The sequence below is a fragment of the Paraburkholderia steynii genome (assembly GCF_900100565.1).
In the GTDB taxonomy this organism is placed as follows: domain Bacteria; phylum Pseudomonadota; class Gammaproteobacteria; order Burkholderiales; family Burkholderiaceae; genus Paraburkholderia; species Paraburkholderia terrae.
This window is the reverse complement of the sequence record NZ_FNDI01000001.1, coordinates 253,542-268,340: the sequence shown is the minus strand read 5'-3', so window position 1 is coordinate 268,340 and position 14,799 is coordinate 253,542. Positions and strand designations below refer to the sequence as shown.

At 62.5% G+C, this 14,799-nt stretch carries 11 protein-coding genes; 10 read left to right on the top strand and 1 reads right to left on the bottom strand.

Annotated features, from left to right (window positions below; genetic code table 11):
• Positions 1–98: 98 nt before the first annotated feature.
• The 10 genes from der (at position 99) to BLT65_RS01180 (ending at position 11,501) form a co-directional block, all read left to right on the top strand.
• Positions 99–1,439 (top strand): ribosome biogenesis GTPase Der, encoded by a 1,341-nt coding sequence (gene der / locus BLT65_RS01225; RefSeq protein ID WP_042307129.1) that lies wholly within the window; start codon positions 99–101, stop codon positions 1,437–1,439.
• A gap of 190 nt (positions 1,440–1,629) precedes the next feature.
• On the top strand, positions 1,630–1,866 hold the full coding sequence (gene hfq, locus BLT65_RS01220) for an RNA chaperone Hfq (RefSeq protein WP_007580427.1): 237 nt from the start codon (positions 1,630–1,632) through the stop codon (positions 1,864–1,866).
• Positions 1,867–1,924: 58 nt separating this feature from the next.
• Positions 1,925–3,169: a GTPase HflX gene (gene hflX, locus BLT65_RS01215; protein ID WP_081920877.1), complete on the top strand. Its 1,245-nt coding sequence runs from the start codon at positions 1,925–1,927 to the stop codon at positions 3,167–3,169.
• Between the two features lie 30 nt (positions 3,170–3,199).
• The gene (gene hflK, locus BLT65_RS01210; protein WP_091774176.1) at positions 3,200–4,591 is read left to right on the top strand and encodes an FtsH protease activity modulator HflK; all 1,392 of its coding nucleotides are present in this window, start codon (positions 3,200–3,202) and stop codon (positions 4,589–4,591) included.
• A gap of 11 nt (positions 4,592–4,602) precedes the next feature.
• The gene (gene hflC / locus BLT65_RS01205) at positions 4,603–5,520 is read left to right on the top strand and encodes a protease modulator HflC (protein WP_091774174.1); all 918 of its coding nucleotides are present in this window, start codon (positions 4,603–4,605) and stop codon (positions 5,518–5,520) included.
• Positions 5,521–5,563: 43 nt separating this feature from the next.
• The gene (locus tag BLT65_RS01200) at positions 5,564–5,755 is read left to right on the top strand and encodes a DUF2065 domain-containing protein (RefSeq protein ID WP_007580434.1); all 192 of its coding nucleotides are present in this window, start codon (positions 5,564–5,566) and stop codon (positions 5,753–5,755) included.
• 250 nt (positions 5,756–6,005) lie between these two features.
• The gene (locus tag BLT65_RS01195) at positions 6,006–7,157 is read left to right on the top strand and encodes an ATP phosphoribosyltransferase regulatory subunit (RefSeq protein ID WP_091774172.1); all 1,152 of its coding nucleotides are present in this window, start codon (positions 6,006–6,008) and stop codon (positions 7,155–7,157) included.
• A 220-nt stretch (positions 7,158–7,377) separates the two neighbouring features.
• Positions 7,378–8,724 (top strand): adenylosuccinate synthase, encoded by a 1,347-nt coding sequence (locus BLT65_RS01190; protein ID WP_007580438.1) that lies wholly within the window; start codon positions 7,378–7,380, stop codon positions 8,722–8,724.
• 2 nt (positions 8,725–8,726) lie between these two features.
• Positions 8,727–9,311 (top strand): phosphoribosyltransferase, encoded by a 585-nt coding sequence (locus BLT65_RS01185; protein WP_165576652.1) that lies wholly within the window; start codon positions 8,727–8,729, stop codon positions 9,309–9,311.
• A 303-nt stretch (positions 9,312–9,614) separates the two neighbouring features.
• Positions 9,615–11,501 carry a potassium transporter Kup gene (locus BLT65_RS01180; RefSeq protein ID WP_091774170.1) on the top strand — a complete coding sequence of 629 codons (1,887 nt, stop codon included), beginning with the start codon at positions 9,615–9,617 and terminating at the stop codon, positions 11,499–11,501.
• Between the two features lie 917 nt (positions 11,502–12,418).
• Here the strand turns inward: BLT65_RS01180 and BLT65_RS01175 are convergent.
• On the bottom strand, positions 12,419–14,755 hold the full coding sequence (locus BLT65_RS01175; RefSeq protein WP_091774168.1) for a Tex family protein: 2,337 nt from the start codon (positions 14,753–14,755) through the stop codon (positions 12,419–12,421).
• Between the last annotated feature and the right edge of the window lie 44 nt (positions 14,756–14,799).

The following is a 14,799-nucleotide window of genomic DNA, read 5'->3' as shown; positions in this document are numbered from 1 at the left end:
GATAATTTTCGTCAAACGCAGCCGTGCAACGGCCGCATGGCGTTGCCAGCGCGGCAAGTCGACCGTTCGATGCCGCGCCTCACTGTGAACAAGATCTGATGAAACCCGTTATTGCCCTCGTCGGGCGCCCCAATGTGGGGAAATCCACGCTGTTCAACCGGCTCACGCGTTCGCGCGATGCGCTCGTTGCCGATTTGCCCGGTCTTACACGCGACCGTCACTACGGTGAAGGCCGCGTCGGCGGTGAGCGCCCGTATCTCGTCGTCGACACGGGCGGCTTCGAACCCGTCGCAAAGGACGGCATTCTGCATGAGATGGCGCGCCAGACGCGCCAGGCCGTCGAGGAATCCGACATCGTCGTGTTCATCGTCGACGGCCGCAACGGCCTTGCGCCACAAGACAAGTCGATCGCCGACTATCTGCGCAAGACGGGTCGGCCAATTTTCCTCGTCGTCAACAAGGCCGAGGGGATGAAATACTCGTCGGTGGCCGCTGACTTCTACGAGCTGGGCCTCGGCGACCCGCGTGCGATTTCCGCTGCGCACGGCGACGGCGTGACGGAAATGATCAACGAGGCGCTCGACGCCGCGTACGCCGGCCAGCCGGAAGAGAGCGACGAGGAGAAGGCGCAGCATGGTGTGAAGATCGCGATCGTCGGGCGGCCGAACGTCGGCAAGTCGACGCTCGTCAACACGCTGATCGGCGAAGACCGCGTGATCGCGTTCGACATGCCGGGCACGACGCGCGACTCGATTTACGTCGACTTCGAACGGCAAGGCAAGAAATACACGCTGATCGATACGGCTGGCCTGCGCAAACGCGGTAAGGTGTTCGAGGCGATCGAAAAATTCTCGGTCGTGAAGACGCTGCAGTCGATTTCCGACGCCAACGTCGTGATCCTGCTGCTCGACGCACGCCAGGACATCTCGGAGCAGGACGCGCATATCGCGGGCTTCGTCGTCGAGCAGGGCCGGGCGCTCGTGGTCGGCGTGAACAAGTGGGATGGGCTCGACCCGCATGTGCGTGAGCGCACCAAGGCGGATCTTCAGCGCAAGCTAAAATTCCTCGAGTTCGCGAAGTTCCACTTCATTTCTGCAGCGGAAAAGACGGGCATCGGCCCGCTGATGCGCTCTGTCGACGACGCCTACAAGGCTGCGATGACGAAGCTGCCGACGCCGAAGCTCACGCGCGCGCTGATCGAAGCCGTCGAGTTCCAGCAGCCGCGCCGCCGCGGTCCTGTGCGTCCAAAACTGCGCTACGCGCACCAAGGGGGACAAAATCCGCCGATCATCGTCATTCACGGCAACGCGCTCGACGCCGTGACCGATACGTACAAGCGCTACCTTGAAAACCGCTTCCGGGAAACTTTCGGGCTGACGGGCACTCCATTGCGAATAGAGTTTCGTTCGACGACGAATCCGTACGCGGACAAGGGCTGATACAGGCGTTCGACGCAGGCCGGTTGATGGCTTGAAATCCGGCCTGAAACCCGCATGTACATTGGGTCCTGGCCGAACGGCCAGGCAAAGCGCTGGTCAATAAAAATCGGCTATAGTGTAGCGATTGACGGCGGATTTCTTTTTCTTCGCCGGCAATAAAGTCAACCTGCAAAAAAACACGGAGTTTGCTATGAGCAACAAAGGGCAATTGTTACAAGACCCGTTTTTGAACGCACTGCGTAAAGAGCACGTGCCGGTCTCGATCTATCTGGTCAACGGCATCAAGCTTCAAGGGAACATTGAATCGTTCGACCAGTACGTCGTGTTGCTCCGGAATACGGTGACCCAGATGGTCTACAAGCACGCTATCTCGACTGTCGTGCCTGCCCGTCCGGTGAATTTCCACCCGGATTCCGAATCGTCCTAACCTCTCGTCGCGGCCGGTCGAGCGTCGTCCGCAGGCGACACAGCCCGGCCGCTTCATTTTGACATCGACCAATTTGATCAACGCAGCGCTTGTCGGCATCGACTTCGGTAAGATCGATTTCGAAGCCAGTCTCGAAGAACTCAGCCTGCTCGCGCAAAGCGCGGGTGCCCATCCAGCCGTCACCCTCACCGGTCGCCGTTCCAGTCCCGATGCCGCGATGTTCGTCGGCAGCGGCAAGGCCGAAGAGTTGCGCCTCGCGTGCGAGGCGAACGACATCGACATCGTCATCTTCAACCACGCACTTGCGCCGGCACAGCAGCGCAATCTGGAGCGTACGCTTAACAGACGTGTGGTCGATCGCACCAGCCTGATCCTCGATATCTTCGCGCAACGCGCGCGCAGTCACGAAGGCAAGCTGCAAGTCGAACTCGCGCAATTGCAATACCTCGCCACGCGGCTGATTCGCGCGTGGACCCACCTTGAGCGGCAAAAGGGCGGTATCGGCCTGCGCGGCCCCGGTGAAACGCAGCTCGAAACCGACCGCCGGCTGATCGGCGAGCGCATCAAGATGCTCAAGGTGCGGCTCGAAAAGCTGCGCCGCCAGCACGGCACGCAGCGGCGCGCGCGGGCGCGCAATCGCACGATGTCGGTGTCGCTGGTCGGCTATACGAACGCGGGCAAGTCGACGCTGTTCAACGCGCTGACCAAGGCCCAGGCCTACGCCGCGGACCAATTGTTCGCCACGCTCGACACCACTTCCCGCCGCGTGTATCTCGGCGAAGAGGTCGGGCAGATCGTCGTCTCGGACACCGTAGGATTCATCCGCGAATTGCCTCACCAACTGGTGGCCGCTTTCCGCGCCACGCTCGAGGAAACCATTCACGCTGATCTGCTGTTGCATGTGGTCGATGCGTCGAGCGCGGTGCGGCTCGATCAGATCGATCAGGTCAACGACGTGCTGCGCGAGATCGGCGCCGATACGATCCGGCAGGTGCTCGTGTTCAACAAGATCGACGCCGTGCCTGAACTGGCGGCCCGGGGCGACGCGGTCGAGCGGGACGAGTATGGTAATATTTCGCGCGTCTTTTTGAGCGCGCGCACGGGGCAAGGGCTGGACACACTGCGCGCTGCCATCGCCGAAATCGCAACTGCCGAACATCTGCCGGAGTCTGACGGTCTACTGTCGGAGGGAGGCCCGGAAGCGGCGGCATTTCATCAAGAGCAACGCGATGATGAAGGCGAAGACCACCGCGAAGACCGCAAGATCCCAGACACGGGCGCTGACCCGTTCCAATTGCATTGACCCGCTGTCTACTCTGGTGAACGAACACAGGTGAACGATTACAACGAGCGGAGTATCTGGCTGCGTCTGCGCGGCATGTTGTCGCTGAACGACCCGCGCTGGGGCCGGGGCGAAGGCAATGGCGATCGCCAGCGTCTGAACGATTCCAAGCGTCCGCCCAACGGCAAGGACAGCGAAGGTCCGCCCGATCTCGACGAAATGTGGCGCGACTTCAACCGGCGTCTGTCGCGTATGTTCGGCCGCAAGGGCGGCAGCGGCGGCGGTCCGCGTCCGGACAACGGGCGCGGCGCGCGCATCGGTGTCGGCATCATCATCGGCGTGCTGATTGCGATCTATCTCGGCAGCGGAGTGTTCGTCGTGCAGGACAACCAGGCGGCCGTGGTACTGCGCCTGGGGCAGTTGCGCGGAACGGTCGGGCAGGGCGTGCATTGGCGTCTGCCGTATCCGTTCGAATCCCATGAAACCGTCAACGTCGGCCAGGTGCGCTCGGTCGAGGTCGGCCGCAACAACGTGGTGCGTCTCGCGAACGTGAAGGACGCGTCGATGCTCACGCACGACGCCGATATCGTCGACGTGCGCTTTGCCGTCCAGTACCAGATCCGCAAGCCGACCGACTATCTGTTCCGCAGCGCAGATCCTGATCAAAGCGTCACGCAGGCCGCGCAGGCGGCCGTGCGGGAGATCGTCGGCTCGCGCAGCACGAACGACATCCTCTATCAAGATCGCGAGGCCATCCGCGCGCAACTGACGGAAGCCATCCAGCATTCCCTGGACGAATATCACACGGGGCTCGCCGTCACGGGCGTGACGATCCAGAGCGTGCAGCCGCCCGATCAGGTGCAGTCCGCGTTCGACGACGCCGCAAAGGCGCGTCAGGACCGTGAGCGCGCAAAGCGCGACGCGCAAGCCTACGCGAACGAATTGCTGCCGCGCACGAAGGCGGAAGCCGAGCGCATGATCGATGATGCGAAGACCTATAGCGACCGCGTCGTCGCGCAGGCGCAAGGCGATGCCGAGCGCTTCAAGGAAGTCTATGCGCAGTATTCGAAGGCGCCTGCCGTGATTCGCGAACGCATGTACCTGGAAACGATGCAGCAAATCTACTCGAACACGACGAAGGTGTTCGTCGACAGCAAGTCGGGCAGCAATGTGCTGTACCTGCCGCTCGACAAGCTCGTCGAGCAGACGCGTCAGCGCGTGGCCGAATCGGCTGCGGCCAGTGCCGCATCTGCGGCGCAGCCCGCACAAAATGCACAGAGTGCTCAGGGTACACAAGCGGCGGCGCAGGGCGGCAACACGCCCACGATCATCACGCCGCCCGCCGCGCCCGTCAGCAGCGCCAGCCAGGCGGCCGCCGCAAGCGACGCCTTCCGTTCGCGTGATTCGTTCCGCAGCCGCGGCCGCGAAGACGATCTGCAATAAGGAGCGCGAACATGAACAAAATCGTTGCGCTCGTCGTGGCCGTCGTGATCGTGCTGTTCGCAGCGTCGTCGATGGTATTCGTCGTTGATCCGCGGCATATGGCTGTCGTCTCCGCGCGCGGCGACGCCGCGCCCACGCTCGCGGGCCCCGGCCTGCACGTGAAGCTGCCGCCGCCGCTGCAGACGGTGACATCGGTGGACACGCGCATCCAGTCGATGGATGCACCCGACGAAGACCGTTACGCCACGTCCGATAAAACGGATCTGCTGGTGAATCCCGTCGTCAAATTCCGCGTGTCCGATCCCGTGAAGCTCGTCACGGAAACCAAGGGCGACGTGCAGAGCCTGCCTGACCGGCTCGCGCTGCTCACGCGCGGCGCGCTCGGCGACGCGTTCTCGAAATACACGCTGACCGACGCGCTCGCGAAGCAGGACGCGATCGCGACTCAGGCGCGCGATGGCATGCAGAAGGGCGCGGCGTCGCTGGGGGTCGACGTCGTCGACGTGCAGTTCACGCGGCTCGATTTCCCGGCTGCAATGGCCGATTCCGTCTACAAGCGGATGATTGCCGCGCGCCAGCAGGTGGCCAATCAGGAGCGCGCGGACGGCGCAGCCGAAGCGGACCGGATCAAGGCGGATGCCGCGCAACAGCAGCAGGCCGTCCTCGCCGACGCCTACAAGCAGGCGCAGGCGACCAAGGGCGAGGGCGACGGCAAGGCTGCGTCGATTGCCGCCGAGGCGTATGGCAGCGACCCGCAGTTCTATCAGTTCTACCAAAGCATGCAGGCGTACAAGAACAGCTTCAAACCCGGCGACGTGATGGTCGTCGACTCGAGCAACGATTTCTTCCGCTTCATGCGCGGGCCGGACGGCGGAGCCGCCGCCGTTCAATCGTCTTCCGGCGCGTCGACGGGCGCGCGCAAACACTGATAACTGGAACGCCGCGGCATACGGATCGCGGCGGCCTCATCGCATGGACATAGCCGGCTCGTTATTGCTCGCGATCGCACTGATGCTGATCATCGAGGGGATGTTCCCGTTCGTGTTTCCGAGCGCCTGGCGCGACACGTTTCGTAGAATAGCGGAGCGCCCGCCGCACCACATCCGGATCGGCGGGCTGATCGTCATGGTGCTCGGGCTGCTATTGCTGCTGATCGCGACCTGAGCGGGCGCCATGCGACGCCGGGCGGCACTCACGAGGTGGCGTCCGTTTCCGGACACTGTGCGCAGCACGCTACATGCGTCGTCATGCGCGAAACGCCGTTCGCTTTGCCGGCCATCACGGCGGGCCGGGATGTCGCCGGCTCCCCGGAACGAAGCCCGACGCGGGCACCAAGGTTCCGCGCGCCGCGCATCACCCCAATTTCCGACGGCGTTTGCCATGACGCCGGATTCACCGTCGTAGGACTGTATCGATGTCGACCTGGTTACTTCCCGAGAATATTGCCGACGTGCTGCCGTCCGAGGCACGCAAGATCGAAGAACTGCGCCGCCGGCTGCTCGACCGTTTTCGCGCATACGGTTACGAGATGGTCATGCCGCCGCTGCTCGAATACCTGGAGTCGCTGCTGACAGGCGGCGGCAGCGACCTGAACCTGCGTACCTTCAAGCTCGTCGATCAGCTGTCGGGACGCACGCTCGGCCTGCGCGCCGACATCACGCCGCAGGTCGCGCGCATCGACGCGCATTTGCTGAACCGCCAGGGCGTGACGCGTCTTTGCTACGCAGGCAACGTGCTGCATACGCGCCCGCGCGGCCTGCACGCGACGCGCGAGCAGATCCAGATCGGCGCTGAAATCTACGGTCATGCGGGTCTCGAAGCGGATCTGGAGATTCAGCAACTGATGCTCGACGCGCTGCATCTCGCCGGACTCGGCCGCGTGCGTCTGGATCTGTGCCACGCTGCCGTACTTGGCGCGCTGATCGATGGCGAGCCGGCTGCCGCGTCGCTCGGCGAGGGCCTTTATGAAGCGCTCGCGGGCAAGGATGTGCCGCTGCTCAACGAACTGACAGCGAACCTCACGCCCGTCACGCGCGACGCGCTGCGCGCGCTGCCCACACTGTACGGCGACGCGTCCGTGCTCGAAGAAGCGCGCGCGCGGCTGCCGAATGCGCCCGAAATCGCACGGGCGCTCGACGACCTCGCGTTCCTCGCGCAACAGGTCGACGGCGCGGAAGTGATGATCGATCTGGCCGATCTGCGCGGCTACGCGTATCACAGCGGCGTGATGTTCTCGGCCTACGTCGACGGCGTGCCGAATGCCGTCGCGCGAGGCGGCCGCTATGACAAGGTCGGCCAGGCGTACGGCCGCGCCCGCGCGGCAACGGGCTTTTCGCTGGATCTGCGCGAAGTGGCGCGCATCTCGCCCATCGAGGCGCGCAGCAGCGCAATCCTCGCGCCGTGGCAGCACGACGATGCGTTGCGTACGAGCGTCGCCGCGCTGCGCGATGCGGGCGAAGTCGTGATCCAGGCGCTGCCGGGGCACGACCACGCACTCGACGAATTCGCGTGCGACCGCGTGCTGGTCGAGCGCAACGGCCAGTGGGTCGTCGAAGCGAAGTCGTGATGCCGTGAAGGCCTGCCGCGTCATGTGAAACGTGACGCCGCAACCATCGAACGCGTGGCCGCTCTGTGCCACGCGCGGCCGGGCCACAGCGCCTCGCCGCTCCCATGCCTTTGAGCGCAAAAGGAAATTTCGGAAAAAATCCCGGTATCAGTCCGTGAAAAAATCGGGAACCTTTCGCGAACATAGGTAAAATACGTTTTTAACCAGCTTAAGAAACAACATGTCTGCCAGCGCAGTGAATGTGAACCCTGGGCGCAATGTAGTCGTCGTGGGTACCCAGTGGGGTGATGAAGGCAAGGGCAAGATCGTTGACTGGCTGACGGACCACGCGCAAGGCGTCGTTCGTTTCCAGGGCGGTCACAACGCCGGTCATACGCTCATCATCGGCGGCAAGAAAACCATCTTGCGTCTGATTCCGTCGGGCATCATGCGCCCGGGCGTCGCCTGCTACATCGGCAATGGCGTCGTGTTGTCGCCTGAAGCGCTGTTCAAGGAAATCGAAGAGCTGGAATCGGCCGGCGTTGACGTGCAGAAGCGTCTCTTCATCTCCGAAGCCACCACGCTGATCCTCCCGTACCACGTCGCCATCGATCAGGCCCGCGAAGCACGCAGCGGCGCCGGCAAGATCGGCACGACGGGTCGCGGCATCGGCCCGGCCTACGAAGACAAGGTGGCGCGCCGTGGCATGCGCGTGCAGGACCTGTTCGAGCCGAAGACCTTCGCTGAACGCCTGCGCGCGAACCTCGATTTCCACAATTTCGTGCTCACGCAATACCTCGGCGCACCGGCTGTCGATTATCAGCAGACGCTCGACATGATGCTGAGCTACGCAGACCGTCTGAAGCCGATGGTCACGGACGTCTCGCGCCGTCTGTATGACGAGAACGCCGCGGGCAACAACCTGCTGTTCGAAGGCGCGCAAGGCACGCTGCTCGATATCGACCACGGCACGTATCCGTTCGTTACGTCGAGCAATTGCGTCGCGGGTGCGGCAAGCGCGGGCGCGGGTGTCGGCCCGCAGAAGCTGGACTACATTCTTGGCATCACGAAGGCGTACTGCACGCGCGTCGGCTCGGGCCCGTTTCCGAGCGAACTGTACGACGCCGACAACGCCAACCGCCAGGAAGAAGTCGGCCTGACGCTCGCGAAGGTCGGCAAGGAATTCGGCTCGGTCACGGGCCGCCCGCGCCGCACCGGCTGGCTCGACGCCGCCGCGCTGCGCCGCTCGATCCAGATCAACGGCGTGTCGGGCCTGTGCATCACGAAGCTCGACGTGCTCGACGGCCTCGATGAAGTGAAGCTGTGCGTCGGTTACACGATCGACGGCAAGAGCGCCGACATCCTGCCGCGCGGCGCGTCCGAAGTCTCGCGCTGCGAGCCGGTTTACGAAACGTTCGGCGGCTGGCAGGAAAGCACGGTCGGTATCAAGGAATGGAGCAAGCTGCCCGCGAACGCTCAGGCATACCTGTCGCGCGTGCAGGAAGTGGCGGGCGTGCCGATCGACATGGTGTCGACGGGTCCGGACCGCGACGAAACCATTCTTCTGCGTCACCCGTTCAAGGTTTAAGCATGATCCAGGGTGTACCCATGATTGAAATGAAGGACCCGCGCAACGACGAGCGCAACCTGTGGGTCGGCTGGGACGAATATCACCGGCTGATCGAGTTGCTTGCACTCGCCGTCCACGACTCGGGCTGGAAGTTCGACAAGATCCTGTGCCTCGCGCGCGGCGGTCTGCGGGTCGGCGATCAGCTCTCGCGCATCTACGATCTGCCGCTTGCGATTCTCGCGACGAGTTCGTACCGCGAAGCGGCGGGCACGGAGCAGGGCGACCTCGACATCGCGCAATACATCACGATGACGCGCGGTGAGCTGTCGGGCAACGTGTTGCTGGTCGATGATCTCGTCGATTCGGGTGTGACGCTCGCGCGCGTGCAGCAGCATTTGAAGGAGCGTTATCCCGCGATCACGTCGGTGCGTTCGGCGGTGCTGTGGTGGAAGGCGTGCTCGAAGGTGAAGCCGGACTATCACGTTCACTATCTCGCGACGAACCCGTGGATCCATCAGCCGTTCGAGGAGTGGGACACAGTACGTCCGCACAACCTGAGCGCATGGATCAAGCGTGGCCAGGAGCGTTCGACGGACGCCAGCTAGCATCCGCCCGCCGTCGTGCAAGTCGATGGCGGCGTGCTGCAAACTGAAACGGAGCCTCTCGAGGCTCCGTTTTTTATGTTCGCTTCACATTCGTCGATGACCGCGGTCAAACGGGAAGAATTTGACAATGCAGCCCTTGACACGCGCAAACACACGCCGGCCATGGGGTGTGATGCTACACTCGACCGACGCTGCCCGACTTCGTGGCGTCAGCACAACGGGCCGAATGGTGGGCTTTGTCGCCTATATTCTTTAGAATAGCGTTCGTTTTTTGCCGCTCAGGAACGGATTCTTTTCGCGTTTATGACAGACAACTCTCACGTCCCCAAGCAGCCGTTGCCCTCGCTTGCAGTCGCTGCGATCGGCGTGGTTTTCGGGGATATCGGCACCAGCCCCCTGTATTCGCTGAAAGAAGCCTTCAGCCCCTCCCACGGCATTCCCCTCACAGAGAGTTCTATTCTCGGCGTCATCTCGCTGCTGTTCTGGGCGATCATCGTGGTGGTCAGCATCAAGTACGTGATGTTCGTGATGCGCGCCGACAACAACGGCGAGGGCGGCGTGCTCGCGTTGATGGCGCTGTCGCTGCGCTCGTTCGACACGAAGAGCAGGGCGGCCGGCCTTCTGATGATGCTCGGCATTTTCGGCGCCTGCATGTTCTACGGCGATGCCGTGATCACGCCTGCCATTTCGGTGATGTCGGCTGTCGAAGGTCTGGAGATCGCTGCGCCCAAGCTCTCGCATCTGGTGCTGCCGCTGACGATGGTGATCCTCGTGCTGCTGTTCTGGATCCAGCGACACGGGACGGCGATGGTCGGCAGGCTGTTCGGCCCGATCATGGTGTTGTGGTTCGTGACGATCGCGGTTCTCGGCCTGTCGCATATCGTGCAGGCACCGGAAGTGATCAAGGCGCTCAATCCGTACTACGCGTTCTCGTTCATGTCGGCGCACCTGCTGCAGGCGTACGTGGTGCTCGGCTCGGTCGTGCTGGTGCTGACGGGCGCGGAAGCGCTGTATGCCGACATGGGCCACTTCGGCGCGGCGCCCATTCGTTGCGCGTGGTATTCGCTCGTGATGCCGTCGCTGGTGCTGAACTACTTCGGCCAGGGTGCGTTGCTGATGCACGACCCGAAGGCGATCGAAAACCCGTTCTTTCTGCTTGCGCCTGACTGGGCGCTGCTGCCGTTGGTTGTGCTGTCGACGGTCGCGACGGTGATTGCATCGCAAGCGGTGATTTCGGGCGCGTATTCGCTGACGAGCCAGGCGATCCAACTCGGCTATGTGCCGCGCATGAAGATCCTGCACACGTCGGAGCTGGCGATCGGGCAGATCTATGTGCCTGTCGTCAACTGGATGCTGTTGTTCATCATTCTGTGCATCGTCCTGGCGTTCAAGAGTTCGGACAATCTGGCCGCGGCCTACGGTATTGCCGTGACGGCGACGATGGTGATCACGACGATCCTCGCGAGCGTGGTGATGGTGAAGGTGTGGAACTGGAACAAGGGCGTCGTCGCGTTGATTATCGGCGCGCTGCTGATTGTCGACCTTGGGTTCTTCGGCGCGAATCTGCTGAAAGTGGCGGAGGGCGGGTGGTTGCCGCTCGGCATCGGCGCGTTGCTGTTCTTCCTGCTGATGACGTGGTTCAAGGGGCGCATGATCGTGAAGGAGCGCACTGCCGCCGACGGTATTCCGTTGATGCCCTTCGTGCAAGGACTGCTTGCGCATCCGCCGCATCGCGTGTCGGGTACGGCTATTTATCTGACGGGGAGCGCGACGCTCGTTCCCGTGAGCCTTTTGCATAATCTCAAGCACAACAAGGTGCTGCACGAGCGGACCATCTTTCTGACTTTCATCACTCGGGATATTCCTTATGTCGAGGATAGGGACCGGTTGACTGTCAAGGATGTTAGCGGTGGGCTATTTCTTGTGAAGGCTGCGTATGGCTTCAACGAGACGCCGGATGTGAAAGCCGTGCTCGAGCAGATCAGCGTGTCGCACGATATGTCGTTTGAGTTGATGGACACGTCGTTCTTTCTCGCGAGGGAGACTGTCGTGCCGACACAGTTGCCCGGTATGTCCGTTTGGCGTGAGCGTGTGTTTGCATGGATGCATCAGAATGCTGCGAAGCCGACTGATTTTTTTAGTATTCCCGCGAATCGTGTTGTTGAGCTTGGGACGAAGATAGAGATTTGAGGTTTTTTTTCGTCTTGCGACGCTGGGTGGTGTTTTTGCTTTTTCGCTGGCATCCGCGTTACGGCGTTTTGGCCTTTGCGCTGGCATCCGCGTTATGCCTACGTGCTTCAAGCGTCGCCCCTGTGCGGGGCGGCACCTACTTTTCTTTGCCGCCGCAAAGAAAAGTAGGCAAAAGAAAGCGGCTAACACCGCCAACATTTCTTCTTGCCTGAGGGCCCCCGAAGGTTCTTACGCTTCACGCGGCAATCACGTGACCCACGGTCGTTGCCAACGCTTTTAAAAGGCGCCTCACCCGCTTCAAACTCCCGCACAAAGGTCAGCGCCAGCGAATGGTTGCTGCCGCCCAGGTGGCATACTGTGTGTAGGTTGTCGCGGCGTATAGGTTGGCGCTCTTACATTGAGGCACGCCGCGCGCTATCGGGTTCGAAGTGAGGCGTGTGGAGCACCGAGGCCTACACACAGTTTGCCACCTGGGCGGCGGAGGAACATCTGGCGCGGCATCCGGCGACGCGCGCACATGAAGCGGGTGAGGCGTATAGAGAGAGCGTTAGCAACGCACATGGACCAGTGCGTTGCCGTGTGAAGCGTAAGACCGGTTGGGGGCCCTCAGGCAAATACAAGAACTGGCGGTGTGAGCCGCTTTCTTTTGCCTACTTTTCTTTGCGGCGGCAAAGAAAAGTAGGTGCCGCCCCGCACAGGGGCGACGCCTGAAGCAGGCTAACTAATCGCGGATGCCAGCGCAGTGGCAAAATCACCGGGCCAACGCATGAACAGCGAAGCCAAATCGCGGATGCCATTGAAAGACTAAAGCCTGCACCGCGCCCGGCGGCAACCCGCACCCGCTTCGCAGAGCAAAAAACCACCCCACGCGCAACGCAACAAAAACGGGGCACACGGGGCAAAAGCCCCGCCCACACTTACCGTTTCAATTTAGCAAAAGCCGCCGCCATAGCATTAACCGGCTCCGGCCCACGCGCGCGTTGCTGCGAACGCCCGGCACCTGCACCCGAGGCCGACCCGGACCCCGACCGCCCACCCGAGCGCTCCTGCGGGGCACCCGCAGCCACATCATCATCCATCCGCATGGTCAACGAAATCCGCTGCCGCTTGACGTCGACCTCAAGCACCTTCACCTTGACGATCTGCCCGGCCTTGACGACCTCATGCGGGTCCTTGATGAACTTTGTCGACATCGCCGACACATGCACGAGGCCATCCTGATGCACGCCGATATCGATAAACGCACCAAACGCAGCCACGTTCGTCACGACACCTTCGAGCACCATGCCCGGCGCCAGGTCGGAAATCTTCTCAACGCCTTCGCGGAAAGTAGCAGTCTTGAACTCAGGACGCGGATCACGCCCAGGCTTTTCGAGCTCGGAAAGAATATCCCGCACAGTCGGCAGACCGAAACGATTGTCGACGAACTCGGCAGGTGACAGCTTCGACAGCGCATCGCGATTACCGAGCACGTCGCCAATGTTCCTGCTGATCTTCGCAAGCATCCGTTCAACGACGGGATACGCTTCCGGGTGAACTGACGAGCGGTCGAGCGGATTCTCGCCGCCATTGATGCGCAAGAAGCCCGCCGCCTGCTCGAACGTCTTGTCGCCAAGACGCGGTACCTTGCGCAGATGGTCGCGCGTCGGGAACGGACCGTTCGCATCCCGATAATCGACGATATTGCGCGCAAGCGTCGCGTTCAGGCCGGACACGCGCGCGAGCAGCGCAACGGAAGCCGTGTTCGCATCCACGCCGACAGCATTCACACAGTCTTCGACGACGGCATCGAGCGAACGCGCGAGATCGCGCTGGTTCACGTCATGCTGATACTGCCCGACGCCAATCGCCTTCGGCTCGATCTTCACGAGTTCGGCGAGCGGGTCCTGCAGGCGGCGCGCGATCGACACCGCGCCGCGCAGCGACACGTCCATATCCGGGAATTCCTTCGCCGCGAGTTCCGAGGCCGAGTACACGGAAGCGCCCGCTTCCGACACGACGATCTTCTGCAACTTCAATTCCGGATGACGCGACATCAGTTCGCTGGCGAGCTTGTCCGTTTCGCGCGACGCCGTGCCATTACCGATACTGACCAGTTCCGCTTGCGTCTGCGCAGCGATGCGCGCGAGCTTCGCGATCGAGCCGTCCCAGTCGCGGCGCGGTTCGTGCGGATAGATCTGATCCGTGGCGAGCACCTTGCCCGTGCGGTCGACGACAGCTACCTTCACGCCCGTGCGCAGACCCGGATCGAGGCCGATCACGGCCTTCGGGCCGGCCGGAGCGGCCAGCAGCAGATCCTTCAGATTGCGCGCGAACACACGGATCGCTTCGTTTTCGGCTTCTTCGCGCAGATTCGTCAGCAGTTCGTTTTCGATGTGCGGCTGCACCTTCACGCGCCAGCACCAGCGGCATACATCGGAGAGCCACTTGTCCGCCGGCCGGCCCTGATTCGCAATGCCGAAGTGGCGCGCGATCATCGCTTCACCCGGATGCGGCACCTGCGCGTCGAGTTCTTCGCCGAGTCCCAGCTTGATCATCAGCACGCCTGCATTGCGGCCGCGGAACAGGGCCAGCGCGCGGTGTGACGGCACGGTGCGGATGGTTTCCGAATAGTCGTAGTAGTCGCGGAATTTCTCGCCTTCTTCGCCTTCCTTGCCTTCGACCACCGCCGAGCTCACGACGCCCTGATTGAACAGATAGTCGCGCAGCTTGCCGAGCACTTCGGCCGTTTCGCCGAACTGCTCGGAGAGAATGTCGCGCGCGCCGTCGAGCGCGGCCTTGACGTCCGCGACGCCTTTCTCGGCATCGACGTATTGCGCGGCTTCCGTCTGCGGATCGAGCAGCGGGTTCGCCAGCAGCGCGTCGGCGAGCGGCTGCAGGCCGGCTTCGCGGGCGATCTGTGCGCGCGTGCGGCGCTTCGGCTTGTACGGCAGATAGAGGTCTTCGAGGACCTGCTTGCTGTCGGCGCCTTCGATCGCGACGCGCAGTTCGTCCGTGAGTTTGCCTTGCTCGTCGATGCTCGCGATGATCGCGGCGCGCCGGTCTTCGAGTTCGCGCAGATACAGCAGGCGTTCTTCGAGCGTGCGCAGTTGCGTGTCGTCGAGATTGCCGGTGACTTCCTTCCGGTACCGGGCGATAAACGGAACAGTCGCTCCTTCATCGAGTAGTTGCACCGCGGCCGCGACCTGGCGCGGCTGGACGGTCAGTTCGGTGGCGATGCGCTGTACGATCTTGATTGCTACGGTGTCCGTCATAGGGTCTTGATGTTCCTGCCGGATTCGACTGTGGCCGCGCTGCG

Excerpts from the sequence above, each read along its gene's own strand:
- BLT65_RS01185 (WP_165576652.1), top strand. The coding sequence starts at position 8,727 with ATGATCCAGGGTGTACCCATGATTGAAATGAAGGACCCGCGCAACGAC.
- hfq (WP_007580427.1), top strand. The coding sequence starts at position 1,630 with ATGAGCAACAAAGGGCAATTGTTACAAGACCCGTTTTTGAACGCACTG.
- BLT65_RS01200 (WP_007580434.1), top strand. The coding sequence starts at position 5,564 with ATGGACATAGCCGGCTCGTTATTGCTCGCGATCGCACTGATGCTGATC.
- BLT65_RS01195 (WP_091774172.1), top strand. The coding sequence starts at position 6,006 with ATGTCGACCTGGTTACTTCCCGAGAATATTGCCGACGTGCTGCCGTCC.
- hflC (WP_091774174.1), top strand. The coding sequence starts at position 4,603 with ATGAACAAAATCGTTGCGCTCGTCGTGGCCGTCGTGATCGTGCTGTTC.
- BLT65_RS01190 (WP_007580438.1), top strand. The coding sequence starts at position 7,378 with ATGTCTGCCAGCGCAGTGAATGTGAACCCTGGGCGCAATGTAGTCGTC.
- BLT65_RS01180 (WP_091774170.1), top strand. The coding sequence starts at position 9,615 with ATGACAGACAACTCTCACGTCCCCAAGCAGCCGTTGCCCTCGCTTGCA.
- BLT65_RS01175 (WP_091774168.1), bottom strand. The coding sequence starts at position 14,755 with ATGACGGACACCGTAGCAATCAAGATCGTACAGCGCATCGCCACCGAA.
- der (WP_042307129.1), top strand. The coding sequence starts at position 99 with ATGAAACCCGTTATTGCCCTCGTCGGGCGCCCCAATGTGGGGAAATCC.